Here is a 23,353-nt window from a genome sequence, read left to right as displayed (position 1 = left end):
GGGATACCAGATGGAGCTCGACTGGGGGCGGCTGCGCGCCGCGGCGACCGAGGTGATGCGGCATGCGTACGTGCCGTACTCGAAGTTTCCGGTGGGGGCGGCCGCCCTGGTGGACGATGGTCGCATCGTGGTCGGCTGCAACGTGGAGAACGCGTCGTACGGCATGGTGCTCTGCGCCGAGTGCGGCGTGATCTCCGCGCTGCACGCCACCGGTGGTGGGCGGATCGTCGCGCTCTCCTGCGTTGACGCCACCGGGGAGCCGCTGATGCCGTGCGGGCGGTGCCGGCAGCTGCTCTGGGAACACGGCGGCCCGGAGTGCCTGATCGAGGCGAAGAGCGGAGCGCTGCGGATGGCCGAGCTGCTGCCGCACGCGTTCGACGCGGCGGATCTGGAGGCGGTGACCGGGGCGAACCCGGTTCCGGTGGTGCCGGAGCGGCTGGCTGCCTGGCGGGGGCGCGGTACGGTCTTCGTGCACCCGGACCTGTCGGCGGGACAGCAGGTGTGGACGGCGTACTGGGAACGCTCGGCGGGGGAGGCCGGCGACGGCGAGACCGGCGTTCTCGAGGAGGGGCCGAGCTGGGATGATCCAGCGGAGGCGATCACCTGGGGGCTGGCCCGGGTACCCCGGGTCGTGGTGGTGGACGCGGCGGGCACGATCTTCTGGGCGGGTGAGGGCGAGCCGCCGTTGGAGATCCCGATCCGGTGGCCGGGCTGAGCGTACGGGCCGAGGGCCGACCGACAGCGGGACACATCGGAGCGTGCGGGTAGCCAGCCCGGGCTGAGGGACGTGGGAAGAGAGAGTTAGCTCATGGCGGATTTTGCGGCGGTTGATGTCATTCGGGCCAAGCGGGACGGCGCGGTCCTCTCCGATGCCCAGGTCGACTGGGTGGTGGACGCCTACACCCGGGGCCGGGTGGCGGACGAGCAGATGGCCGCGCTCGCGATGGCGATCCTGCTGAACGGGATGACCACGCCGGAGATCGCCCGGTGGACCGCGGCGATGATCGCCAGCGGCGAGCGGCTGGATCTCTCGACGGTCGACCGGCCGACGGTGGACAAGCACTCGACCGGCGGTGTCGGAGACAAGATCACCCTGCCGCTGACTCCGTTGGTGGCGGCCTGTGGTGCGGCGGTGCCGCAGCTGAGCGGCCGGGGCCTCGGGCACACCGGCGGCACGCTGGACAAGCTGGAGTCCATTCCGGGCTGGCGGGCATCGCTGGGCAACGAGGAGTTCCTCGCCCAGCTCCGCGAGGTCGGCGCGGTGATCTGCGCGGCGAGTGCCGGTCTCGCACCGGCCGACCGCAAGCTGTACGCGTTGCGGGACGTGACCGGCACGGTGGAGGCCATCCCGCTGATCGCCAGTTCGATCATGAGCAAGAAGATCGCCGAGGGGACCGGCGCGCTGGTGCTCGACGTCAAGGTCGGTTCCGGCGCGTTCATGAAGTCGGTCGACCAGGCCCGGCAACTGGCCCGCACCATGGTCGAGCTGGGCGGCGCGCAGGGTGTCCGCACGGTCGCCCTGCTGACCGACATGTCCACCCCCCTGGGGCTGGCCATCGGCAATGCGGTCGAGGTGACCGAATCCGTGGAGGTGCTGGCGGGCGGCGGCCCGGCCGACGTGGTGGAGCTGACCCTGGCCCTGGCCCGCGAGATGCTGGACGCGGCCGGGCTACCGGACGCCGATCCGGCGGCGGCGTTGCGCGACGGCCGGGCGATGGACGCCTGGCGGGCGATGCTTCGGGCCCAGGGTGGGGACCCGGACGCCCCACTGCCCACCGCGCCGGAGGTCGAGGTGGTCCGCGCTGACGAGAGCGGTGTGGTGGCCCAGGTCGACGCGTACCGGATGGGGTTGGCCGCGTGGCGGCTCGGTGCCGGCCGGGCCCGCAAGGAGGACGCGGTGTCCGCGCCGGCGGGGGTGCTGCTGCACAAGCGTCCCGGTGATCCGGTCCGGGCTGGCGAGCCCCTCTTCGAGCTGCGGGCCGAGGAGGCCGATCGGATTCCGGCGGCCCGGACGGAGGCGGTGCGGGCGGTGCGGATCGCGGCGGCTGCCCCGGAACAGCAGCCGTTGGTGCTCGAGCGAATCAGCTGACCGTCCGTTCCGTTCCCCTCAGCGGAGGGCTATCCTGCCTGGCCAGGAGGACGATTCGGCCAGCCAGTCCACACAGACGAGGATAACTGTCGTGGTGGTACCTGCCCCAAACCCCCGAATGGTGCGTGCGGCCAGCCTGGAAGAGTTGTCACGGCTGGGTCTGCCACTGCCGCCGGCGCACTTTCCCCTGGTGTGGGAGCCCGGTGACGAGATCGAGCTGCGCCCGACCGGTGAGATCGAGACGCGGGTCGCGGTGCTGCACCTCATCCTGGCCCGCTGTTTCGGCATGCCGCCGCAGGCGGCGATGAGTTGGCTGCTCGCCTCGCATCTGGTGGAGACAGTCACCCCGCCGGAGTGGCAGTTCGTTACCGGCGGCAAGGGTGACCACCGCTCGTTCGTGCTGCACTACGATGCGCTCTACGCCCTGGCCTGGGTGCTTGGCCTGACTCGGCAGCTGGACCCGACACTGCCGGTGGACGAGCGGCTGGTGGAGCGGATGCCGAACCTCCTGGCGGGCGAGACGGTCCGGCGCTGGCGGTCGCGGACCCTCTCCGCCCCCCGGGATCCGGCGGACGCGGCGGCCCTGCTTGACCTGCACTACTGCCTGGACTGGGCTTATCTCGAGGTGGAGCACGCACACCGAACCCTGCCCGGCCTGGTGGACGCCAATGCGATCGGGCAGCGTCGGTGGGCGCTGGAGTGGGCAGTGGTCCTCCGGGGCCCCTACCACGACGAGCCCCCCGGCTGGGAAGAGGTGGATCTCTCTACCTAGCGGCGACGGTGGACGCCGAGTCGGACGGCCACGGTTACCTCGACCGGGTCGGGCAGGGTGGCAATCCGTTCGGTGAGCCGCGCCGGATCGGTGTGCCAGGCGCTGGGTCCCATCCCCACCAGAGTGGCGATCTCCGGGCGGGTCAACGTCAGCCGGGTTCGGTGTTCGGTCTCCGACTCGGTGGCGAAACGTGTGCCGAGGTGCCCGGCCACCCGGTCGGACTTCGCCGGATCAACCTGGAGCAGGCCGAGCGCGCCAACCAACTCGGTGAGGTGGTCGGCGGCCGGCGTGACGACCAGCAGCGCACCGGCCGGATCGAGTATCCGGTGAAACTCCGCTCCGTTGCGCGGGGCGAAGACGTTCAACAACACGGCGACCGAGGCGTCGGGCAGGGGCAACTGCTGCCAGGTGTCGGCGAGCGCAGCCCCGGCTCGTTCGTGGGCGCGGGCCGCGCGGCGTAGCGCCGGCTTCGACACGTCCAGGGCCAGGCCGACGGCGTCCGGCAGCGCCGCCAGCACCGCGCCGAGATGCCGGCCGGTGCCGGCGCCGGGCTCCACCACCAGGGGGTACGCCGCGGCGGTCGTCCCGGGCTGGGGGTGCGCGGCGCGGTAGCGGGCCGCGGCGACCGCGGCCGCTTCGGCCAGCGCCTGGGAGATCAGGTCGTAGTGACCGGCGGCGAGGAAGTCGGTGCGGGCGGCAACCATGTCGCCGGTGTCCCCGACGTGTGGTGCCCGGCCGGCCAGGAGGTTCACATAGCCCTGTCGGGCCACGTCGAAGCTGTGCCGGCGCGGACAGGTCAGCGTCCGGGTGGTGCCAGCGGTCGCCTCGGTCAGCGGAAGGGCGCAGATCGGGCAGCGCAGCCGCTGGCGGATGCGGGGATCCATGTCGGGCTCCGGGGCCGGTCGGTGGTCGGGCGTCGGGCGTCGGCCCCCGCAAGTCGGTGAGCCGGGCGGTCACCCGGTGGACCGGCATCCTATCGACCCCGGGCGGGCCCGTTGCCGAGGACGACCCGGTTGCCGCGTCGCGCACTGCCACGCCTGGCTGGCGGGTGACCCGGACAACGCGCCAACAGGGCTGACGCTGTGCAGACGTCGGTGCCGACTAGGGTCTGAACATGGTTGAGACTATCCGGTACGAGGACATCGTCAAGGTCCCCAAGGCGCTGCTGCACGACCACCTCGACGGTGGCCTGCGACCAGCGACGGTCGTCGAGCTGGCCGCCGAGGTGGGGCACGAGTTACCGACGACCGACCCGGAGACGTTGGGACACTGGTTTGTTGACGCGGCCAGCTCCGGCTCGTTGGAGCGGTATCTGGAGACCTTCACGCACACCGTTCAGGTCATGCAGACTGCTTCGGCGCTGCGGCGGGTCGCCCGGGAGTGCGCGCTGGACCTGGCGGCTGACGGTGTCGTCTACGCGGAGGTCCGGTTCGCGCCGGAGCTGCACCTGGAGCGGGGCCTCAACCTGGACGAGGTGGTCGCGGCGGTGATCGCCGGCTTCGCCGAGGGCAGCGACCTCGCCGCGGCGCAGGGCACGCCGATTCGGGTCGGCACGCTGCTGACCGCCATGCGGCACGCCGCCCGGTCGCAGGAGATCGCCGAACTGGCCGTGCGGCACCGGGACGTCGGCGTCGTGGGCTTCGACATCGCCGGGGCCGAGGCCGGTTTCCCGCCCACCCGGCACCTGGATGCCTTCGAGTACCTGCAGCGGGAGAACTCCCACTTCACGATCCACGCCGGCGAGGCGTTTGGGCTGCCGTCGATCTGGCAGGCCATCCAGTGGTGCGGAGCGGACCGGCTCGGCCACGGTGTGCGGATCGTGGATGACATCACGCCCGGTGCGGAGCCGGCACTCGGCCGGCTGGCCGCGTACGTGCGCGACAAGCGGATTCCGTTGGAGCTGTGCCCCTCGTCGAACGTGCAGACCGGGGCGGCCACGTCGATCGCCGACCACCCGATCGGGCTGCTGCGGGATCTGCGGTTCCGGGTCACCGTCAACACCGACAACCGGTTGATGAGCGGCACCTCGATGTCCCGGGAGATGGCCTTGCTGGTGGACGCGTTCGGGTACGGCTGGCGGGAACTGCAGTGGTTCACGATCAACGCCATGAAGAGCGCCTTTATCCCGTTCGACCAACGACTGCAGATAATCGACGAGGTGATCAAGCCGGCGTACGGGCGACTGTTGGCCGGTGCGGAGCCGCAGTAGGGTGGAGTCCCCTACTCGCGAGTAGGGGACTCCACCCTTGGCGTCGCGCGTAGCCTCCGTCAACAACACCCGTTCGGGGTAAAAAATTAGCAGGCTAGCTACCTTTTTTAACCGAATGACTGTACAAAAGTCGCAACCGATTGCGTATAATGCCGGACCGATTCGACGGGTGTTGGACTGAAGTGCCGTCCCCCTGCCGTGTCAGCGCGCGCAGGGCCGGCGCCACCCCGTCAACGTGGTCTTCGGTGGTAGCTGCAGCGGGTGCGCGGAGTAATGCGCATCCGTCGTTCACGTCAAGCCGGGAAGTCCGTTTCATCGAGCTATATGCGACTTTCGTCGGCCGGAGGGTTGCCTAACGGGACGACGTGGAGGGTCGCCCATTGCATTGGGTAACCCTGGTCGCACTCAAAGCAACCAAATTGCTAAAACATCTCACCGCGTCAGGGGTTCGGCCCGGGCCGGGCTTTCTCTTTCCCGGGCGGCGTGGTGGAATCTCGGATGGTCTGACCCAGTGGGTGGGTCACCCAGTGTTGCCCGCGGGCAACGAGAAGGCTGCAATCGCGAGGCGGTGACGTGAGCAAACGACCGAAGACGGCAGGTTCTCTCCTGTCGCGTCTGCGCCGGCCTGCAGGTCGGCTCCGCGACCTGCCGATCTGGTCCAAGCTCGGTCTCATCTTGATCGTGCCGACTGTGGCAACGGTCGTCGTGGGTACCAGTGGCATCGTCGACCACCTGCAGACGCTCAACAACGCCAACCGATCCGGCGACCTCGCCAGCCTGGTCGCCTACTCGGGCGACCTGGTTGGCGAGCTGCAGGCCGAGCGGACGGAAGCGATTCGGCTGCTGGGCGAAGATCGGCCGGCCGAGCGGGAGGAGCGCCGTAAGGCGTACGATGCGGCTTCCGCCCGGGTTGACAAGGCGAAGGAGCCGTACGCCGAGCGGCGGGGCGAGGTTACGGGCCTGCCCAACACGCTGGAGAACCAGCTCCGCTTCATTGACCAGACCCTCACCGACCTGCCCGGAACACGAAGTCAGGTTTTCAACGGTCGACTCAGCACCACCCAGGCGCAGCAGCAGTACGACAGCCTGCTCGCCGACCTGATCAACCTGCGGGACTCGGCCACCCAGTTGGCCGGTGACTCCGAGCTGAGCGACCTGATGCGGGCCGCGACCGCCCTCACCCGGAACAAGGAATACCTGTCCCAGCAGCGGGACGTGGTTCACGTAGCCCTTAACCGCGAGCTCACCTCCGAACTACGGAACACCTACATCTCCACCTGGACCGGCCAGCAACAGTGGCTGGAGACCTTCGCCGCCGTCGCCGACCGTGCCGACCAGGAGCTGTTCGACCAAACTGTCGCCGGTCCCGACGCCCGCGAGGCGGACTCCTACAACAGCAACCTGCGCGGCCTCTCCGACGCCAGGAACCTGGGGAGCGCCGGCTTCACGCCCGACCAGTGGGATAACGCGATGGCCGCGTACGCCGCCCTGGTTCGGGAGGTGGAGGCGAAGCTTGACCGGGATGCCGTCGGGCTCGCCGACGAGCTCCGGTCGGCCGTGCGGATGCAGGTGTTCCTGGAGACCGGGCTGCTACTCAGCATGCTGCTGCTCGCCGTCCTCTTCGCGTACCTGGTCGCCCGCTCGATGGCGCGGTCGCTGCGTGACCTGCGGCAGGGCGCTCTTATGATCGCCGGGCACGGGCTGCCGCAGGCCGTCGCCCGACTGCGGGAGACGCAGGCCACCGGCGGCCAGCAGACTCCGGTGCAACTCGCCAACCAGATCGCCGAGCCGCTGCCGGTGCGCAGCAAGGATGAGTTCGGTCAGGTGACCGAGGCGTTCAACGCGGTCCACCTGGAGGCGGTGCGTACCGCGGCGGAGCAGGCCGCCCTGCGGGCTTCCGTGGCGACCATGTTCGTCAACCTGGCCCGCCGGTCGCAGATCCTGGTCGACCGACTCATCGGTCAACTCGACCGGCTTGAACGGGGCGAGGAGGATCCCGATCGGCTGGCCGAGTTGTTCCAGCTCGACCACCTCGCCACCCGGATGCGCCGCAACGACGAGAACCTGCTGGTCCTCGCCGCGGCGGACTCCACCCGCGTACAGCGGGAGCCGGCCGCCCTGATCGACGTGCTCCGGGCCGCCCAGTCCGAGGTGGAGCACTACACGCGGATCGAGTTCGGGGTCATTGACCGCGATATCGAGGTCGCCGCCGCCGCCGTCAACGACCTGGTGCACCTCATCGCCGAGCTGTTCGACAACGCGACCGCGTTCTCGCCGCCCGAGTCGCAGGTCGTGGTGGAGGCCCGTCGGGCCGGCGACCGTGCCTCCCTCTACGTGGAGGACCGCGGCATCGGCATCAGCCCGGAGCAGCTGCGGGAGCTGAACGAGAAGCTCGCCACCCCGCCACAGGTGGACGTGGCGGTCTCCCGGATGATGGGCTTGGTCGTGGTTGCCCGGCTGGCGTCCCGGCACGGGGTCAAGGTGGAACTGCGCGCCGGCACCGATCGGGGAGCCGTCGCGGAGGTGAGCCTTCCGGCTGGTGTGCTGGTGCCCCGGGCGCTCGGCGCCGGGCAGCAGCTGCCCCCCGGCCTGCCGCCAGCGCCGAACCCCATCGCGGGGAGGGCGTCACTCGACGCCCTCCCCGCGTCGGGTGGCTCAATCTCTGGCCCCCGCCCGGGCGAGTCGGGTAACCAGGTAACGCTCGGTGGCCGGCCCTTCGATCCGGCCCACAGCAACGGGGCGGGCACGCCCTCGGGTTCGCCGCAGGCGATGCCAGCGTGGTCCGACCTCACCGGTGCGACCAGCGCCGTCACCGGCGGTGAGTCGCACGACCCGTACCCCATGCACGGGCAGCCGAACGGCATGCTGCCGCAACGGCGTTCCTCGAGTGAGGCGGACTCCACCGGGCAGCAGCCGGGGATTCCGCGACAACTGCCGAGGAGCCCGGAAGCCCAGCCGTACGGCACACCGTCGACTCCCTACTCCGGGTGGCCGGCTTCCGGCCAACCCGCCGCCGGCATGCCGACCTCCGCGTCACCGGTGTCGGCTACCCCGGCCTCCGGCCAACCGAGCTCGGGCCAGCCGTACGGGGCGCCGACCTCCGCGGCGCCGAGCTCGGGCCAGCCGTACGGGGCGCCGACCTCCGCGGCGCCGAGCTCGGGCCTGCCGTACCGGGCGCCGACCTCCGCGGCGCCGAGCTCGGGCCAGCCGTACGCGGCGCCGTTGCCGCAGTCGCCGGCCGCCACGGCCCCGAGTAGCGCCGCCCCACCGGCGTGGCCACCGGTGCCCAGCGCCGCTTCCTCGGTCTCCGAACAGGTCCCCACGGCCCCTGACCTGACTACCGAGCTGCCTCGGATAGCAGGTTCGGCCGGCTCCCCGCCCGCCGCATACCCCGCTGCGCCCGCGTCGGGCGGCGGCCCAGCCGCTCCGGTGCCGGGCTCCCCGCCGGTGGCGCCGGCCGCGCCACAGCCAGCCGTGCCGCCGGCCGCGGCGCCGCAGCCAGCCGCCCCGCAGCGCCAGCAGCCGTCAGCCGCGCCGCAGAGCCAGCAGCCGCCTGCCGACGCGACGATGGAATTGCCGATCTTCCGGGAGCTGGAGTCGGCCTGGTTCCGCACCCGCCGACCCGGCTCCGAGGAGACAGCCAAGAATGCCGACCCTGTCGGGGCCGGCGGCGCCACGGGGCAGGGTGGTGCCGCGACCCAGCAGTTCGCCAGAATAGCTGCGGACCGGCCGCAGCAGGCACCACCCGCAACGACAGGTAACACACCAATGGCAGAAAGCCCGACGAACGGCGGTACGTCGCGTCAGAACGGCCCGACCGCGAACGGGAACATCTTCCCCACGGGCGGGTTCACCTCGCCGCCGGGAAGAGCCGGTGAGGGTTGGAGCACCGCCGCCGACGACGGTTGGCGGGCCGCTACCGCCGCCAGCGACGTACCGGTGGCGGCGACCACCTCGACTGGTTTGCCGAAGCGTACGCCGATGGCGCAGCTGGTACCGGGCGCGGTGGAAAAACCGTCGGCTGCGGTTCAGCGGCGAACGCCTGAGTCGGTCCGAGGGCTGCTCTCCGCGTATCACCGTGGGGTCCAGCGAGGGCGTAATAATCCCTCGGACAGCAACCCGACCAGCCCGGAGGGGAATCCGGGTGGGCAGTCCTCGCAATCTGGCTCAGGCCCAATGGCTGGGAGCGGGCAGAAGGAGCAAGAAGGATGACTACTACGCAGGACCTCGGCTGGCTGCTCGCCAACTTCGCCGACCGGGTGCCGGGAGTCGCGCATGCGGTCGCCGTGTCGGCGGACGGCCTGCTCCTCGCGGCCTCACGGGACCTTCCGCGGGACCGAGCCGACCAGCTGGCTGCCATCGCATCCGGACTGGTAAGCCTTACTCAGGGTGCAGCCCGCTGTTTCGAGGGCGGCGCCGTGCTCCAGACCGTGGTGGAGATGGACAACGGTTTCCTCTTCCTGATGTCGATCTCGGATGGCTCGTCGTTCGCCGTGCTCGCTGCCCGCAACTCTGACGTCGGGCAGGTCGGTTACGAGATGGCCCTCCTGGTTGACCGGGTGGGGGATGTGTTGACCCCGCAGCCGCGTGCGGCCGCGGGTATGCCGGGCTGATGTTTCGCTGACCAGATGCTGGCCGGCGGGCAAGGACAACAAAGAGGGGTCGGCCCGCGCCGGCCCCGGGTGCGAAGGAGGTGAGCGGTGACATGACTGATCGTGACGAACCGACCGGCGCGTTGGTCCGTCCGTACGCCGTGACCCGGGGTCGCACCCGCCCCCGACTCGATATCGCGATGGAAGCGCTTATCGAGACAACGGTGCGCGGGCGGGCCGTTGCCACGGGCAACGGCGGGCACGGCCGTGAGCACCAGTACATCGCCGCACTCTGTGATGGACGTGTGCAGTCGTTAGCCGAGATCGCGGCGCGGATGCAGCTTCCGCTCGGAGTGGCCCGGGTGCTCATCGCCGACATGGCGACAGACGGCCTGGTCGCGGTCCATGAGCCGACCATCCTGGACGACTCGGACGACGTGGTAGGCACTGAACTGCTGGAAAGGGTGCTGAGTGGACTTCGCAGGCTCTGACGTGGCGCGTCCGCCGACCGCGAGCGGCCGCGTGACATCGGCAAAGATTGTCATTGCCGGTGGATTCGGCGTCGGCAAGACGACGTTGGTCGGCTCGGTCTCGGAGATCACGCCGCTGACAACGGAGGCGATCATGACCTCCGCGAGCGTGGGCGTTGACGACAATCGGCAGGTGCCGGGGAAGTCGACGACCACGGTCGCCATGGATTTTGGTCGGATCACGATCGACCGAGACCTGATTCTGTACCTGTTCGGTACGCCGGGTCAGACTCGGTTCTGGTTCATGTGGGACGAACTGGTCCGTGGCGCCATCGGTGCGGTTGTCTTGGTCGACACCCGTCGGCTCGCTGACTGTTTCGCGGCGATTGACTTCTTCGAGCACCGGCAGCTGCCCTACCTGGTGGCCATCAACTGCTTCGATGGGCTGCAGTACCACAACCCGCAGGAGGTCCGGGACGCGCTGGCAATCTCCAGCCACGTGCCGGTGGTGGCGTGTGACGCTCGCAACCGAGAGTCCACGAAACACGTGCTGATCTCGCTTGTCGAGTACGTGCTCACCATGCGTCGGTCCCGGGCTGTCGCCCGGGCCTGAATGACGTGCCGGTATCCGGCGACGGCAAGGCCGTCGCCGGATACCTATGCCCTCTCGGGCCAAGGAAATCGAACAGCCCCCGGCCAACTGCCGAGGGCTGTTCGCGAACCAGCTGGCGCTGATTGAGGCCGGGTCCCGGGAGTCAGGACCGGTATCCAACCGAGCGGTACTCGTACTCCTCTTCGTCGCGGTCACTGGTGTCCCGGGTGAAGTCCCAGCCGCCGGCGGCTTCCCGCCCTGGACGGCCACCAACCGCGAACCCCCCGATCTCTTGACCGCGACGCCAGCCGCGGAAGTAACCGGTGGTGTTCTCTGCGAGGCTGGCCGCGTCCCGCACAATCCGCAGCGGCCGATCGTCCCGCTTCGGTGAACCAGGGACCAGGTTGGCCTGTGGCACCCGGACCGGAAGGCCCGCTGCCGTCTTGGAGCCGGCCGTCGGTTTCGCCGACTGCTCCGCGGCCTGCTTCGCCGCCTGCTCCGCCGCCTGCTCGGCCGCCTGCCACCCGGTGTCGTTCAGCGACGACCAGTTCACCTCGTCGTCTTCGCTGTGACCGACGAACCAGGCCGATTTTGCCTGGGCGAAGATGAGCAGGTCTCCGTCCCCGTCGTCGGCGACCGGTGGGGGACCGTGCTCCACCGGCGGCAACTGCGGCCCGCTGGGGCGCTCGGTGGGCTGGTGGCTGCGGGGCCCGTCCCGATCAACGAGGCGGAGCGGTGGCGTGTCGAGCTGTTGGCCAACCCCGTCGAGGAGCGCGCGGTCGGCCAGCGGTGGCGGCTCGACCAGGCGCAGCACCGGCGGCTCCTGCGGCATGTCGTCGGCCAACCACGGCGGTGGCACTCGATTCTCCGCACCTGGATCGGTCGGGGCGTCCACCCCATGCCCGCCGTACGAGTCGGCCGTAGGGTTACGCGTAGCACCTTCCGCCGGGTCCGGGTTGTTGACCAGCGGCCAGTTCGCCCGCGAACCCGGGGGAGCGGGTTCCCGGCCGGGACGTGGGTTCGGCACCGGCACGCTGGGATCGGTCACGCTGAACCCGCTGCTCGGTGTCACCGGTTCGGGTTCCGGGTTGGGCCGTGGCGGGATGATGGTGCGCTGCCGCTCAGCGCGGGCATTCTGGATCGCCGCGGTGGTCAACGTCGCCCGGAACGGCTCACCTGCCTCCGCCGGTGAGCTCGAGCCGCGCTGCGACGGCGGGGCCGGGGCGTTGGCGGCCGACGAGATGGGGCGGTTCGTCGGGCCGTCAACGCGGCTCGGCGTCGCCTCCGGTTGGGTCGGTTCCACCGAGGCCGGCGAACCGGCCACGGCTACGGGGGTAATCGGCTCCGGGGCCACTGGTGGGGGTGCGACCGGCATCGGCGCGACCGGTGGGGGCCCCAGCGGTCGCGGGGACGGCGGGGCGGTCTGGCCCGGCGCCGGCTCTGGCTGGGGCCGGCGGGCGCTCTCCAGCCGGGTGGGCAGGGTGGCGCCAGCGGACGTTGGCTCGTGGCTCGGCGCACCGCGTCGGGCGGTAGACCGGCGGCCCGGCGCGGGAGCGCCCGCCCGGTCACGGAGCACACCGACCAGCGCCTCGCAGCCGACATCGCCGGCCCGGACCGCGGCGACGGCATGCCGGACGGTGGTGGAGACCGCCGAGGTGAGGGTTCGGCTGACCGCGGCGCGGCGCGGGGTCTCGGCGACCGCTATCCGGAGGGAGGTGATCGCCGCCTCGATCACTTCAGGTGCGGCGACACCCGCGGCAGCGAGGTCCGCGAGGACCCGGTCGGCCGGCTCGTCGGTCTCTGCGCCGGCCAGCATCCCGGGCTCGGGGAGGGCGTCGAGCACTGCCAGCGCAACCGGCTCGGCGGGGTCAGGGTAGGCCTGTAGGGCCGCCGGGAAGAGCTCCCGTAGCACCTCTCGCAGCGCGACCGCGGCCGAATGCCGGCCGCTGGCGAGCGCGGCGTGCGCGGCGAGGACCGGCTGGTAAACGGCCAGGTCCCGCGGAGCGGGTAGCGCGACGGCGGAGAGCGCACCGGCTTGTAGGGCGCGGGCGAGGCCGATGGCCCGTCGCTGCACCGGCGGCGCCTGCACCTCCTCCAGGGAGTCGTCGTCGGCGAACCGCTCGGCGAAGTCGTCCACCGAGTCGTCGTCGGCGACTGCCAGCGGACGACCAGCGGCCGTGACGAGGGAGGTGACAGTGTGGTCGTCGTTGTCGGCGGCGATCGCCGCGCCGCTGGGTCCGCCCGATCGCTCCACGAGCAGTGTGACCAACTGGGCGTAGCCGGCGGGGTCGTCGCTGATCTCGCAGACGTGCAGCAGACGACCAGCGTCGTCAACTACAGCGGATGTCAGCGTCGAACCGACCGAGGCCGGCCGCTCAGCCGGATCCACCGAGGCCAGACCGCAGTACACGCGCACGAGCGCCACGGCGTCGTCCTCCTCCCGGGACACAGGTCTTCTCTGCCAGAGAATGATGCTCCCTGGTGCGGGTCAGTCGCGCCAGTCCACAACGGCAGAGATCTTGCCGACAATGGTGCGCCAACCCAGGCTTGCGGTTTGGGCCCCGATCTTCTTGAGCCGCCGTCGGCCGCGAAACCCGCCAATTCCCCCGTTGGCTGCCGCCCGCAACGCCTCGTCCAGGTCGTCAAGGCTGGAGCCAGCGGAGAGCATGTCCAGCACAGCGGGCACCCGCAGCGCGTACGAGAGGTCCCGGGCGGCCTCGCCGGCCTCGATGAGTAGCGTCGAGTCCCACGCGTCGTGCCCGCCGCGCAGGTTCTCCACGACCAGGTCGAGCTCGTAGGTGTCCTCGTCGAGCGGCGTGACATCGCTCGGCTCCACCCGCTCGGCCAGCTCGCCCCAGCTGTCCAGCTGGGACAGATCGTTGGGTGCGCCGGAGCGCACGAAGCTGACCAGGGACTCGGCCGTCTTGAAGAGCAGCAGCCGACCCTTGTGACTGAGGAAGACCGGCACCTCCTCATCGCCCGCGTCGTCGGTGGACTCGGTTGAGGAGGCCTCCGCCTCGTCCCCGGAGCCCTCGTGGGCGTCGCGCTCCTCCTTGTCGCTCTCCGCGAACTCCTGGGCGACCTCCTCGTCGAGGATGACGACCTCCTCGTCGTCCTCTTCGGCCACCACCTGTCGCCGGGCGAGGAAGGGGTCGTCCTGGTCGCGCTCCTCGACGTCGGTCGGGGTCAGCTCCCGAGCCGGACGGTAGGCGCGCAGCGTGTAGCCGGTGCCGGAGGGTAGCGCGATCTCCACCGGGTCGATCCGCAGCTCCGCCCAGAGCGCGCGGGCGGCCTCAGTCGACGCGGCAGCGGTGCCGGAGGCAGCCGAGTCGTCGAGTTCGGGCTCGTCGGAATCGGGTCGTTGAGGCGACTGGCGGGCCACGCTGACCTCCGTGTGCTTCGGATTGCCCACCCACCAGGTCGACCCGGCGGGTGACTACGCGCACATACCCTAGTGGGCGGCGCCGGACTGTGGTGTCGGTACCCCGGCGGCGACTGGGAATTGCGGACGTGCGAGCGGGTGAAGGCAGGTGGCGGGGCGGTGGCCGGCGGAGCGGTGGCCGGCGGAGCGGTGGCCGGCGGAGCGGGTAACCCCGGCCCTTGGCCCAGCCCGGTCAGGGCAGTGGGCCAAGAGCCAGATAGCCGCGCTCGGCCGCCTCCTGGAGCTGCCACTGATCCCGGTACCAGCCGGGGGTGGCGACCAGGTCGGCGTGCTGGCCGCGCTGGACCACCCGACCAGCCTCGAGCACCAGGATCTCGTCAACCGCCTCGAGGCCGCGCAGTCGATGGCTGATCAGTAGCACGGAGCGTTGGGCCGGGGTGGCGGCCAGCACGGCGGCCAGTACGTCGTCCGCGGCCACCGGGTCGAGCCCTTCGGTCGGCTCGTCGAGCACCAGTACCGCCGGCTCGGCGAGGAGCGCGCGGGCCAGCGCGAGACGCTGCCGCTGGCCGCCGGAGAGCTGACCGCCCTCCTCCCCCACCACCGTCTCCCAGCCGTCGGGCTGCTCCCGTACCCAACCTGCCAACCCGGCGGTGGCGGCCGCCGCGGCGAGGTCCTCCTCGGTCGCCCCGGGGCGACCGAGCAACAGGTTCTCCCGGACCGTGGCGTGGAAGACGTACGCCTCGGCGAGTAGGCCCCCGACAAGCCGGGGGAGGAGCTCCGCCGGGTAGGCGGAGAGCTCCTGTCCGGCCAGGATGACCTGTCCGGTGGTCGGCCGTACGCTGCCGGTCAGGACGGCGGCGAGCGTGCTCTTGCCGGCGCCGCTCGGCCCCACCACGGCGACCCGCCGCCCGGGGGGTAGGTCCAGGCGGAACCGGTCGAGGGCGGGCGGCCCCTCGCTGCGGTACCGGACGGTGACATCGCTGAACCGGATCTCCACGGCGGTGGGGGCCGGGCGCACCGCGGGAGTGGCCGCGGGCACTGCCGGCGCCTCCCGAAGCAGCGCGGCGATCCGGGTGAGGCCGGCGCGGAGGCCGGTCCATTGTCGGGCGGCGCCGACGAGGGCGAGCGCGACCTCGACGGCGACCAGTGTGCCGACGGCGAGGACGCCGACCAGCACCCCGGTTACGCCGTCGGCCAGGGCCACCAGCAGCACCGCACCGGCGGTCAGCCCGGCCACCAGAACTCCCAGGGCATCCACCGCGAAACCGGCCGCCGCCAGCCGCCGTTCGATTCGGGCCAGCCGCCGGATCCGGCCGGTTGCCGCGCCCCGAGCCCGATCGGTGGCCCCGAAGGCGGCGAGGTCGGCAGCGCCGTGGGTGAGGTCAACGGCGTCGGTGGCCAGGGCGCCGCGTAACGGCGCCAGCTCGGCGGCGGCGCGTCGGGTCAGCGCGGTGGCCAGCGCCGGCAGCGCGACCCCCGCAAGCAGCAGTCCAACCGCGAGCGCTCCGGCGGCCGCCGGTGAGACGAAGGTGGTCGTGGCGACGGCCACCACGCCCACCAGCGCCGCTGCCGTAGCCGGAACGAGGACCCGTAGCAGCAGGTCCTGGACGGCTTCGACGTCGGACACCAGCCGGCTCAGGGCGTCGCCGGAGCGCTGCCCGGCGCTGTCCCGCCGGGACGCCAGGGCGGCGAAGACCCGGGTACGGACATCGGTGACCAGCCGCAGCACCGCGTCGTGCCCGGCCAGGCGTTCGGTGTAGCGGAGCACGCCGCGCCCGATGGCGAGCGCACGGACGGCGACGATCGCCACCGTCAGCCGGTCCAGCGGCGGCCGGCCGGCGGCGCTCATCAGCAGCCACGTCGCGGTGGACATCAGCGCCAGCGCGGCGAACTCGGTGGCGGCGGCGAGCAGGCCCGCCCCGAGTAGCCGGTTCAGGTAGGGGCGGGCCAGCCGCAGCACCACCCGCTCCGGCGCGTCGGCACGGCCGGTGGACAGCGGCGCCGCCGCGCCGGTGCCGTCGGCCGGGGGAGTACCTGGGCGGCCGGTCGGGTCGGAGACACGCATCAGGTGGTCCTCCCGGCGGGGGTCGGGGTGAGCTCGGTAACCCGCCCGTCGGCGACCCGCAGCACGCGGTCCGCGTCGGTCAGCAGTGCGGGACGGTGGGCCACCAGCAGCGCGGTGCGGCCGGCCACCAGCGCGCGGGTGGCCCTGAGGACGGCGGACTCGCTGCCCGAGTCCAGGCGGGCGGTCGGCTCGTCGAGGAGCACCACCGGGGCGTCCCGGAGGAAGGCACGGGCCAGCGCGACCCGTTGTCGTTGACCGCTGGAGAGGCCGTGCCCCCGTTCACCGAGGTGGGTGGCCAGCCCGTCCGGGAGCGCGGCGACGACCTCGGTCAGCGCTGCGTCGTGCACGGCGTCGGCCAGCGCGGCGTCGGGCGTGTCGGGGGAGCCGAGACGGATGTTGTCCGCCAGTGAGGCGGCGAAGAGGTGGGCCCGCTGCGGAACCCAGGCGAGGTTGCGGCGCCAGGCGTCCAGGTCGGCCTGAGCCAGGTCAACGCCGTCCACGGTGACCCGGCCGGAGGTGGGCCGAACAAATCCGAGCAGCAGGTTCAGCAGGGTGCTCTTGCCGGCGCCGCTCGGCCCGACCACCGCGATCCGTTCGCCGGGCCGGATGGTCAGCGTGACATCGCGCAGCGCGGTGGTGCGGGCGTAGGCGACGGTGACTCCCTCGAACCGGATCACGCCCCGGCCGTTCGGCTCGGCCCGACCCGCCCCGGTGCCGGCCTCGGGTGCCCCGGCGGAGAGGGTGAGCGCCTCGTCCAGCGCGGTGAGCCCCTCCATACTGGCGTGGAAGCGGCTGCCGGCGGTCCGCAGCGGCAGGTACGCCTCGGGGGTGAGGAGCAGCACCAGCAGCGCGGTCTGCAGGGTCAGCCCGCCGCCGAGCAGCCGGACCCCGACCGGCACCGCGACCAGCGCGACGGAGAGGGTGGCGACCAGCTCCAGCACCAGCGCGGAGAGGAACGCGATGCGCAGCGTCCGTATGGTCGCCACCCGGTGCCCGTCGGCCATCCGGCGGACCACCTCGGTCTGGGCCCGGGCCCGGCCGAACGTCCGCAGCGTCGGGAGTCCGGCGATCATGTCCAGGAAGTGCCCGCCGAGCAGCGCCAGCCGCCGCCACTGACGTTCCGTCGCCGCCTGCGCCTGCCAGCCGAGCAGCGCGCCGAAGATCGGAATGAGGGGGAGGGTGACCGCGATGATGAGGGCGGAGCTCCAGTCGGCGACGAAGATCCGGGCGAGTACGGCGATCGGCACGGTGACGCTGAGTACAAGCTGCGGCAGGTACCCGGTGAAGTAGGCGTCCAGCGCGTCCAGCCCGCGCCCGGCCAGCGTTGCCAGCTGTCCGGCCCGCTGCCCGGCGACCCAGGTCGGGCCGTGTCGACCGACCGCGGCGAGCAACTCGGCCCGCAGTGCTGCCTTGACCGTCGCGGCGACCCGGGCCGACACCGTTCCCTGCGCCCACACCAGCAGCGACCGGGCGCTGATCGCGGCGACGAAGCCGGCCAGCGCGGGCCGGTTGAGCTGCCCGTCGAAGGCGGTGGCGAGCAGTGCGGCGAGCGCGGTCGCCTGCGCCAGCACCAGGCCCGCGGCGAGTACGCCGAGGAGCGCGAGTACGGCGAGATCGCGCCGGGCCGCGGGGACCCGTCGCAGCAGACGTGGATCGAAGGGACGACGGTTCACCGCTGTCCCGGTGCCCTACCCTCGGTCCGTCCCCGGAACTCCCACCAGCGCATTTCGTAGAGCCTAGTCGGGCCGGAATCCGGTGGTGGCGTGGCCATCAGCTGAGGAACAGCGAGACCGGTAGGGCGACCAGCGTGGTCGTCACCGCCAGCGCCGCGGCGCCGACCAGTCGGGGTGGTCGTCTCGACTCCAGCAGCCGGTGGACCCGCAGTTCGAGATCGTGGTCGCCGAGGCCCAGGGCGCCCGCCGGGGTCAGTCGGTCACCAGCGGCGGCGAACCGGCGCAGCGCGCCGGCCAGGGGCGCCTCGGCGTGCCGCTCGCGGGCCTTGTCATCGGCGCGCATCTCGACAAGCAGGGTGACTCGCTCGTGCGCGTCCCGTACCCAGCGGAGCCAGGGCAGCGCCCGACGGAGCGCGGTGAACGGCAACAGGACGAGGTCATGTCGTTCCTGGGCGTGGGCCTGCTCATGGGTGAGCACAGCCGCCAACTCGGCCTGATCCAGCAGGTCGAGGGTGCCGGCACTGATCACGACCCGGGGTCGTACGCCGGGTAGGCAGTACGCGGCCGCACTCGGATGGTCGAGTACCAGCGCGCCGGGCACCGTCGGATCCTGCCGGGCGACCAGCGTGAGCAGATCCCGGTGGCGGCGTTGGGCCCGGACGGCGCCGTGCAGGCTGCGGAGGGTGGTGGTGAGCAGCACCACGCCGATTCCGCAGCCGAGACCGACGAGCCCGAGTTGGAGCGCGGTCACCCCGGCCGGCCACGCGCCGCGACGCAGGTCCCCGGCGAGGGCCCAGAGGGCGCTGCCGGTCGGCAGGTTGTACCCGGCCAGGCCGAGGGCCATCGGGAGACCCATCGCCGCCAGGCCCGCCGCCAGGCCGACCGCCTGCCAGCAGAGAATGGCCACCCGCGGGCTGCGCCAGGTCCAGGTCGACCGGGCCAACACCTGCGCGGTGAGCCAGCAGGCCAGCACCGTGAGCCCGAAGTGCAGCGCGTACGTCATGCTCGCCGCCCTAGTGCTTCGGCGTCTCGGCCGCCGGGGTGGCGGGGCCCGCCGGGGGGTTGGGCTCGCCGGACGCGATCAGGGCGGCGCGCAGCACCTCCGCCTCGGTGCCGGTCACCGACCGGGCGAAGCGCACCAGGGCGGCGTCTCGGCTACCGCCGAGGTCCAGCGCGTCGAGCATCAGTTGGGCGATGTGCGCCTCGCGGCTGGCGGCGGCCTGGTACCGCCAGGCCCGCCCCTCGCGTTCCCGCCGCACCATGCCCTTGCCGGCGAGCCGGTCCAGCACGGTCAGCACGGTGGTGTAGGCCAGCTCGCGCCCGGCGAGGGCGTCGGCGACCTCCCGCACCATCAGCCCGTCTGTGCTGCCGGGGGATAGGTCCCACAGCACATCCATCACTGCGCGTTCGAGCTCGCCGAGCCGGGTCACCCGGTAATCCTACCTCGCGTAGTAGTGCCCGCTACCCGCCCTTGGGGTGCCAGACCGTCTTCGTCTCCAGCAGTGCCGTCATCCGGGCCAGTCCGGGATCGGCGTACCAGTCGTGGTGGGCCGGGACCGGGCGCAGCACCCGCTTGAGGTTCTCCGCCGCCCTGACCTCCAGCCTCGTCGCCAGCTCGGCGTCGGCCACGCCCGTCAGGTCGAGGGCGTTGACATCCCGGTGGCCCGCCAGGGACGGGACCGTCTCCTCGATGGGGCCGGTCAGGATGTTGACCACCCCGGCGGGCAGGTCGGCGGTGGCCAGCACCTCGGCCAGGGTCACCGCGGCGAGGGGGCCGGTGGGCGAGGCCGCCACGACCACGGTGTTTCCGCTCACGATCGCCGGGGCGATCACACTGACCAGGCCGAGTAGCGCCGGCGCCGCGGGGGCCACCGCCGCCACCACCCCGGTTGGTTCCGGCGTCGACAGGTTGAGGTACGGGCCGGCGACCGGGTTCACGCCGCCCCGCACCTGGGGCAGCTTGTCCGACCAGCCGGCGTACCAGACCCACCGGTCGGTCGCGGCGTCCACCTCGTCGCCGGGGATGCCCAGGGCCACGAACTGCTCGCGCCGGCCCTCCAGCATCTCGGCGGCGCGGTAGAGGATCTGACCCCGGTTGTACGCGGTAGCGCCGGCCCAACCCGAGCCGGCGGCCCGGGCCGCCACGACCGCGTCCCGGGCGTCCTTGCGCGAGGCGAGCGCCACGTTGGCCGTGCTGTTCTCACCCGACTGCACGAGATACGACCGTCCCGACTCGCTGCGCGGGAACTTCCCGCCGATGTAGAGCTTGTACGTCTTTCGTACCGCGACCCGCTCAGACATTCAGGTACGCCTCCAGCCCGTGCCGGCCGCCCTCGCGACCGTAGCCCGACTCCTGGTAACCGCCGAACGGCGAGGTGGGGTCGAATCTGTTGAAGGTGTTGGCCCAGACCACGCCGGCGCGGAGCCGGTCGGCCAGCCACAGCATTCGGGAGCCCTTCTCCGTCCACACGCCGGCCGAGAGCCCGTACGGAGTGTTGTTGGCCTTTTCGACGGCCTCCGCCGGAGTGCGGAAGGTCAGCACGGACAGCACCGGGCCGAAGATCTCCTCGCGGGCGATCCGGTGGGCCTGCGTGACACCGGTGAAGATGGTGGGCGCGAACCAGAAGCCACGGTCGGGAAGCTCGCACGGGGGCGACCAGCGCTGGGCACCCTCGGCCGTGCCGGCGGCGGCGAGCTCGCTGATCCGGGCCAGCTGCGCCGCCGAGTTGATCGCCCCGATGTCGGTGTTCTTGTCCAGCGGGTCACCGACGCGCAGCTGGGCCATCCGCCGTTTGAGTGCCGCCAGCACCTGGTCGGCGACCGACTCCTGCAGCAGCAGGCGGGAGCCGGCGCAGCAGACGTGCCCCTGGTTGAAGAAGATGCCGTTGACGATGCCCTCCACCGCCTGGTCCACCGGGGCGTCGTCGAAGACGATGTTGGCGGCCTTCCCGCCCAGCTCCAGGGTGAGCCTCGTGTCGGTGCCGGCAACGGCGCGGGCGATGGCCTTGCCCACCTCGGTGGAGCCGGTGAAGGCGACCTTGTCCACGTCGTGGTGCTCGACCAGGGCCCGACCGGTCTCACCCGCGCCGGTGACGATGTTCACCACCCCGGCGGGGAGGTCGGCCTGTTGGCAGATCTCGGCGAAGAGCAGCGCGGTTAGCGAGGTCGTCTCCGCGGGTTTGAGTACCACGGTGTTTCCGGTGGCCAGCGCCGGGGCGATCTTCCACGCCAGCATGAGCAGGGGGAAGTTCCACGGGATGATCTGCGCGGCCACCCCGAGCGGCCGTGGGCCGGGCCCGAACCCCGCGTGGTCGAGCTTGTCCGCCCAGCCGGCGTAGTAGAAGAAGTGGGCGGCGACCAGCGGAAGGTCAACGTCCCGGGACTCCCTGATCGGTTTGCCGTTGTCCAGTGACTCCAGCACCGCCAACTCGCGGGACCGCTCCTGGATGAGGCGGGCGATCCGGAACAGGTACTTGGCCCGGTCTCGGCCCGGCATCGGACCCCAAACCCGGTCGTACGCGGTTCGCGCGGCGCGAACCGCGCGGTCGACATCGCCGACGCCGCCCGCGGCGACTTCGGCGAGGACCTCCTCGGAGGCGGGGTTGATCGACGGGAAGCTGTCGCCGTCGGTCGGATCAACGAACTCGCCGCCGATGAAGAGCCCGTAGGCGGGCTGGAGCCGTACCACCGAGCGCGACTCGGGGGCGGGGGCGTATTCGAACATCGCGCTCAGTCCCGGGTGAAGTAGTCGGGACCGGCGTAGTCGCCGGTCGTCAGCTTGGTGCGCTGCATCAGCAGGTCGTTGAGGAGGCTGGAGGCGCCGAACCGGAACCAGTCCGGGTCCAGCCAGTCCGTGCCGACCGTCTCGTTGACCAGCACGAGGTACTTGATGGCGTCTTTGGTGGTCTTGATGCCGCCGGCCGGCTTCACGCCGACCTGCCGTCCGGTCGCGGCGCGGAAGTCCCGGACTGCTTCCAGCATCACCAGCGTCACCGGCGGGGTGGCCGCCGCCGGGAGCTTGCCGGTGGAGGTCTTGATGAAGTCCGCCCCGGCCAGCATGGCGAGCCAGGAGGCGCGGCGGACGTTGTCGTAGGTGGCGAGCTCCCCGGTTTCCAGGATCACCTTGAGGTGGGCCGGGCCGCAGGCCTCCCGGGTGGCCACGATCTCGTCGTAGACCTCCTGGTAGCGGCCGGTCAGGAAGGCGCTCCGGTTGATCACCATGTCGATCTCGTCGGCGCCGGCGGCGACCGCTGCCCGGGTGTCGGCGAGCTTGACCTCCAGCGGCGCCTGGCCGGCGGGGAAGGCGGTCGCCACGCTGGCCAGGTGTACCACGCCGGCTCCGGCTGGTGCTGCTTCGGCGCCGACCGGTCCGGCCCCGCCGGCGGGCCCACGCAGCACCTCGGCCACGTACGGGACCATCGACGGGTAGACGCAGACGGCGCCGACGTGCGGGCAGGACGGGTCGGCGGGGTCGGGGCGCAGGGCCTTGGCGGCGAGCGCCCGAACCTTGCCGGGGGTGTCGGCCCCCTCCAGGGTGGTGAGGTCGACCATCCGGATTGCCAGGTCGATCGCCCGGGCCTTCGCCGTGGCCTTGATCGAACGGGTACCGAGCTGCGCCGCCCGCTGCTCGGCACCGACCTGGTCCACGCCGGGCAGGCCGTGGAGGAACGCCCGGAGCGCGGTCTCGGATCGTCCCAGCTCGGTTAGGTCCGACCGGGCCGACATCGCTGTCGCCGTCATGACCCGGAGTGTACGCCGGAGCGCCAGACTGTGATCTTGGTCATGGTGGTGGTGCCCGCCAGCGCCGTCGGTCCGGCCACACCGAGGGTGCCCAGGGCTGTGGGCGGGTAGGTTGAGCGACCGTGGAAGTACACGTCATTGACCACCCGCTCGCCCAGGCGCGGCTGACCGCGATGCGCGACGCCCGGACCGACTCGGCCTCGTTCCGCGCCGCGCTGCACGAACTCACCACCATGCTGGTGTACGAGGCGGCCCGCTCCTTCCCCGTCGAGCGTTACGCGGTGCAAACCCCGGTGACCGGCACCCAGGGCACCCGACTCGCCAATCCACCGCTGCTGGTGCCGGTGCTGCGGGCCGGGCTCGGCATGGCCGACGCCGCGCTGGGCCTGTTGCCGGAGTCTTCGATGGGCTTCGTCGGTCTGGCCCGGGACGAGGAGACCTTCGAGCCCCGCGCGTACATGGAGTCGCTCCCGCCCGACCTCACCGGACTGCCGGTGCTGGTGCTCGACCCGATGCTCGCCACCGGTGGGTCGTTGGAGCACTGTTGCCGGCTGCTCGCCGATCGGGGGTGTACCGAGATCACTGTGCTCTGCGTGCTCGCCGCGCCGGTCGGAATCGACCGGTTGAACCGCTCCGGCCTGCCCCTGCGTCTGGTGACGGCCGCAATCGATGAGGGCCTCAACGACCGTCGGTTCATCGTTCCCGGCCTGGGCGACGCCGGTGACCGGCAGTTCGGCGGTATGCCCCGCTTCTGACCGCGACTGGTCCA

General features: G+C 71.8%; 20 protein-coding genes. 10 read left to right on the top strand and 10 right to left on the bottom strand.

What is annotated here, in order from left to right; genetic code table 11:
* Positions 1–10 precede the first annotated feature (10 nt).
* The 3 genes from H0524_RS23050 to H0524_RS23040 all read left to right on the top strand — a co-directional run bounded on the left by H0524_RS23050 (position 11) and on the right by H0524_RS23040 (position 2,861).
* On the top strand, positions 11–715 hold the full coding sequence (locus tag H0524_RS23050; RefSeq protein ID WP_180200532.1) for a cytidine deaminase: 705 nt from the start codon (positions 11–13) through the stop codon (positions 713–715).
* A gap of 93 nt (positions 716–808) precedes the next feature.
* Complete coding sequence (locus H0524_RS23045; protein ID WP_180200531.1) at positions 809–2,089, top strand: thymidine phosphorylase; 1,281 nt, start codon at positions 809–811, stop codon at positions 2,087–2,089.
* A gap of 118 nt (positions 2,090–2,207) precedes the next feature.
* Positions 2,208–2,861, top strand: coding sequence for a DUF4272 domain-containing protein (locus tag H0524_RS23040; protein ID WP_180200607.1), 654 nt, complete (start codon positions 2,208–2,210; stop codon positions 2,859–2,861).
* Here the strand turns inward: H0524_RS23040 and H0524_RS23035 are convergent.
* Positions 2,858–3,745 carry a putative RNA methyltransferase gene (locus H0524_RS23035; RefSeq protein WP_180200530.1) on the bottom strand — a complete coding sequence of 296 codons (888 nt, stop codon included), beginning with the start codon at positions 3,743–3,745 and terminating at the stop codon, positions 2,858–2,860. The genes H0524_RS23040 and H0524_RS23035 overlap by 4 nt on opposite strands.
* Positions 3,746–3,975: 230 nt before the next feature.
* Here H0524_RS23035 and H0524_RS23030 point away from each other — a divergent pair, with 230 nt between their 5' ends.
* From H0524_RS23030 to H0524_RS23010, 5 genes are all read left to right on the top strand, one after another.
* Positions 3,976–5,070 carry an adenosine deaminase gene (locus H0524_RS23030; protein ID WP_180200529.1) on the top strand — a complete coding sequence of 365 codons (1,095 nt, stop codon included), beginning with the start codon at positions 3,976–3,978 and terminating at the stop codon, positions 5,068–5,070.
* 573 nt (positions 5,071–5,643) lie between these two features.
* Positions 5,644–9,282, top strand: a complete 3,639-nt coding sequence (locus tag H0524_RS23025) for a nitrate- and nitrite sensing domain-containing protein (RefSeq protein ID WP_180200528.1) — start codon at positions 5,644–5,646, stop codon at positions 9,280–9,282.
* Positions 9,279–9,683, top strand: coding sequence for a roadblock/LC7 domain-containing protein (locus H0524_RS23020; protein ID WP_018218529.1), 405 nt, complete (start codon positions 9,279–9,281; stop codon positions 9,681–9,683). The genes H0524_RS23025 and H0524_RS23020 overlap by 4 nt, the downstream gene beginning before the upstream one ends.
* A gap of 92 nt (positions 9,684–9,775) precedes the next feature.
* Entirely contained in the window at positions 9,776–10,153 is a 378-nt protein-coding gene (locus tag H0524_RS23015; protein WP_018218530.1) for a DUF742 domain-containing protein, read from the top strand.
* Between the two features lies 1 nt (position 10,154).
* Positions 10,155–10,745 carry an ATP/GTP-binding protein gene (locus H0524_RS23010; RefSeq protein ID WP_018221184.1) on the top strand — a complete coding sequence of 197 codons (591 nt, stop codon included), beginning with the start codon at positions 10,155–10,157 and terminating at the stop codon, positions 10,743–10,745.
* 142 nt (positions 10,746–10,887) lie between these two features.
* Here H0524_RS23010 and H0524_RS23005 read toward each other — a convergent pair whose 3' ends face one another.
* Positions 10,888–12,798: a transposase gene (locus H0524_RS23005; protein WP_180200527.1), complete on the bottom strand. Its 1,911-nt coding sequence runs from the start codon at positions 12,796–12,798 to the stop codon at positions 10,888–10,890.
* On the opposite strand from H0524_RS23005, the gene H0524_RS25685 reads away from it, so the two are divergent.
* Complete coding sequence (locus tag H0524_RS25685) at positions 12,782–13,003, top strand: secretin N-terminal domain-containing protein (protein ID WP_180200526.1); 222 nt, start codon at positions 12,782–12,784, stop codon at positions 13,001–13,003. The genes H0524_RS23005 and H0524_RS25685 overlap by 17 nt on opposite strands.
* Before the next feature lie 209 nt (positions 13,004–13,212).
* Here H0524_RS25685 and H0524_RS22995 read toward each other — a convergent pair whose 3' ends face one another.
* The 8 genes from H0524_RS22995 to deoC form a co-directional block, all read right to left on the bottom strand.
* Entirely contained in the window at positions 13,213–14,136 is a 924-nt protein-coding gene (locus H0524_RS22995) for a DNA primase (protein WP_180200525.1), read from the bottom strand.
* Positions 14,137–14,338: 202 nt separating this feature from the next.
* Positions 14,339–16,171, bottom strand: a complete 1,833-nt coding sequence (gene cydC / locus H0524_RS22990) for a thiol reductant ABC exporter subunit CydC (RefSeq protein WP_180200524.1) — start codon at positions 16,169–16,171, stop codon at positions 14,339–14,341.
* Complete coding sequence (gene cydD, locus H0524_RS22985; RefSeq protein WP_180200523.1) at positions 16,171–17,844, bottom strand: thiol reductant ABC exporter subunit CydD; 1,674 nt, start codon at positions 17,842–17,844, stop codon at positions 16,171–16,173. Before cydD ends, cydC begins: the two co-directional genes overlap by 1 nt.
* 97 nt (positions 17,845–17,941) lie before the next feature.
* Entirely contained in the window at positions 17,942–18,847 is a 906-nt protein-coding gene (locus H0524_RS22980) for a M56 family metallopeptidase (RefSeq protein WP_180200522.1), read from the bottom strand.
* Between the two features lie 10 nt (positions 18,848–18,857).
* On the bottom strand, positions 18,858–19,274 hold the full coding sequence (locus tag H0524_RS22975) for a BlaI/MecI/CopY family transcriptional regulator (protein WP_180200521.1): 417 nt from the start codon (positions 19,272–19,274) through the stop codon (positions 18,858–18,860).
* A 31-nt stretch (positions 19,275–19,305) separates the two neighbouring features.
* A complete protein-coding gene (locus tag H0524_RS22970; RefSeq protein ID WP_180200520.1) occupies positions 19,306–20,145 on the bottom strand; it encodes an aldehyde dehydrogenase family protein in 840 nt (279 codons plus the stop codon).
* Positions 20,138–21,568 carry an aldehyde dehydrogenase family protein gene (locus H0524_RS22965; protein ID WP_180200519.1) on the bottom strand — a complete coding sequence of 477 codons (1,431 nt, stop codon included), beginning with the start codon at positions 21,566–21,568 and terminating at the stop codon, positions 20,138–20,140. The genes H0524_RS22970 and H0524_RS22965 overlap by 8 nt, the downstream gene beginning before the upstream one ends.
* Positions 21,569–21,573: 5 nt before the next feature.
* Complete coding sequence (gene deoC / locus H0524_RS22960) at positions 21,574–22,584, bottom strand: deoxyribose-phosphate aldolase (protein WP_180200518.1); 1,011 nt, start codon at positions 22,582–22,584, stop codon at positions 21,574–21,576.
* A 122-nt stretch (positions 22,585–22,706) separates the two neighbouring features.
* On the opposite strand from deoC, the gene upp reads away from it, so the two are divergent.
* The gene (upp, locus tag H0524_RS22955) at positions 22,707–23,339 is read left to right on the top strand and encodes a uracil phosphoribosyltransferase (RefSeq protein WP_180200517.1); all 633 of its coding nucleotides are present in this window, start codon (positions 22,707–22,709) and stop codon (positions 23,337–23,339) included.
* The last annotated feature ends 14 nt before the right edge of the window (positions 23,340–23,353 follow it).

The sequence above is a fragment of the Salinispora sp. H7-4 genome, from assembly GCF_013416675.1.
Classification (GTDB): Bacteria; Actinomycetota; Actinomycetes; order Mycobacteriales; family Micromonosporaceae; genus Micromonospora; species Micromonospora vitiensis.
This window is presented reverse-complemented; position numbering and strand designations above follow the sequence as displayed.

Bases quoted from the DNA above. Each gene is read 5' to 3' on its own strand.
- H0524_RS25685 (WP_180200526.1), top strand. From the start codon at position 12,782: ATGGCCCGTCGCTGCACCGGCGGCGCCTGCACCTCCTCCAGGGAGTCG.
- H0524_RS23030 (WP_180200529.1), top strand. From the start codon at position 3,976: ATGGTTGAGACTATCCGGTACGAGGACATCGTCAAGGTCCCCAAGGCG.
- H0524_RS22980 (WP_180200522.1), bottom strand. From the start codon at position 18,847: ATGACGTACGCGCTGCACTTCGGGCTCACGGTGCTGGCCTGCTGGCTC.
- H0524_RS23045 (WP_180200531.1), top strand. From the start codon at position 809: ATGGCGGATTTTGCGGCGGTTGATGTCATTCGGGCCAAGCGGGACGGC.
- cydC (WP_180200524.1), bottom strand. From the start codon at position 16,171: ATGCGTGTCTCCGACCCGACCGGCCGCCCAGGTACTCCCCCGGCCGAC.
- H0524_RS22965 (WP_180200519.1), bottom strand. From the start codon at position 21,568: ATGTTCGAATACGCCCCCGCCCCCGAGTCGCGCTCGGTGGTACGGCTC.
- H0524_RS23040 (WP_180200607.1), top strand. From the start codon at position 2,208: ATGGTGCGTGCGGCCAGCCTGGAAGAGTTGTCACGGCTGGGTCTGCCA.
- H0524_RS23035 (WP_180200530.1), bottom strand. From the start codon at position 3,745: ATGGATCCCCGCATCCGCCAGCGGCTGCGCTGCCCGATCTGCGCCCTT.
- H0524_RS23015 (WP_018218530.1), top strand. From the start codon at position 9,776: ATGACTGATCGTGACGAACCGACCGGCGCGTTGGTCCGTCCGTACGCC.
- H0524_RS23050 (WP_180200532.1), top strand. From the start codon at position 11: ATGGAGCTCGACTGGGGGCGGCTGCGCGCCGCGGCGACCGAGGTGATG.
- deoC (WP_180200518.1), bottom strand. From the start codon at position 22,584: ATGACGGCGACAGCGATGTCGGCCCGGTCGGACCTAACCGAGCTGGGA.
- H0524_RS22970 (WP_180200520.1), bottom strand. From the start codon at position 20,145: ATGTCTGAGCGGGTCGCGGTACGAAAGACGTACAAGCTCTACATCGGC.
- H0524_RS23020 (WP_018218529.1), top strand. From the start codon at position 9,279: ATGACTACTACGCAGGACCTCGGCTGGCTGCTCGCCAACTTCGCCGAC.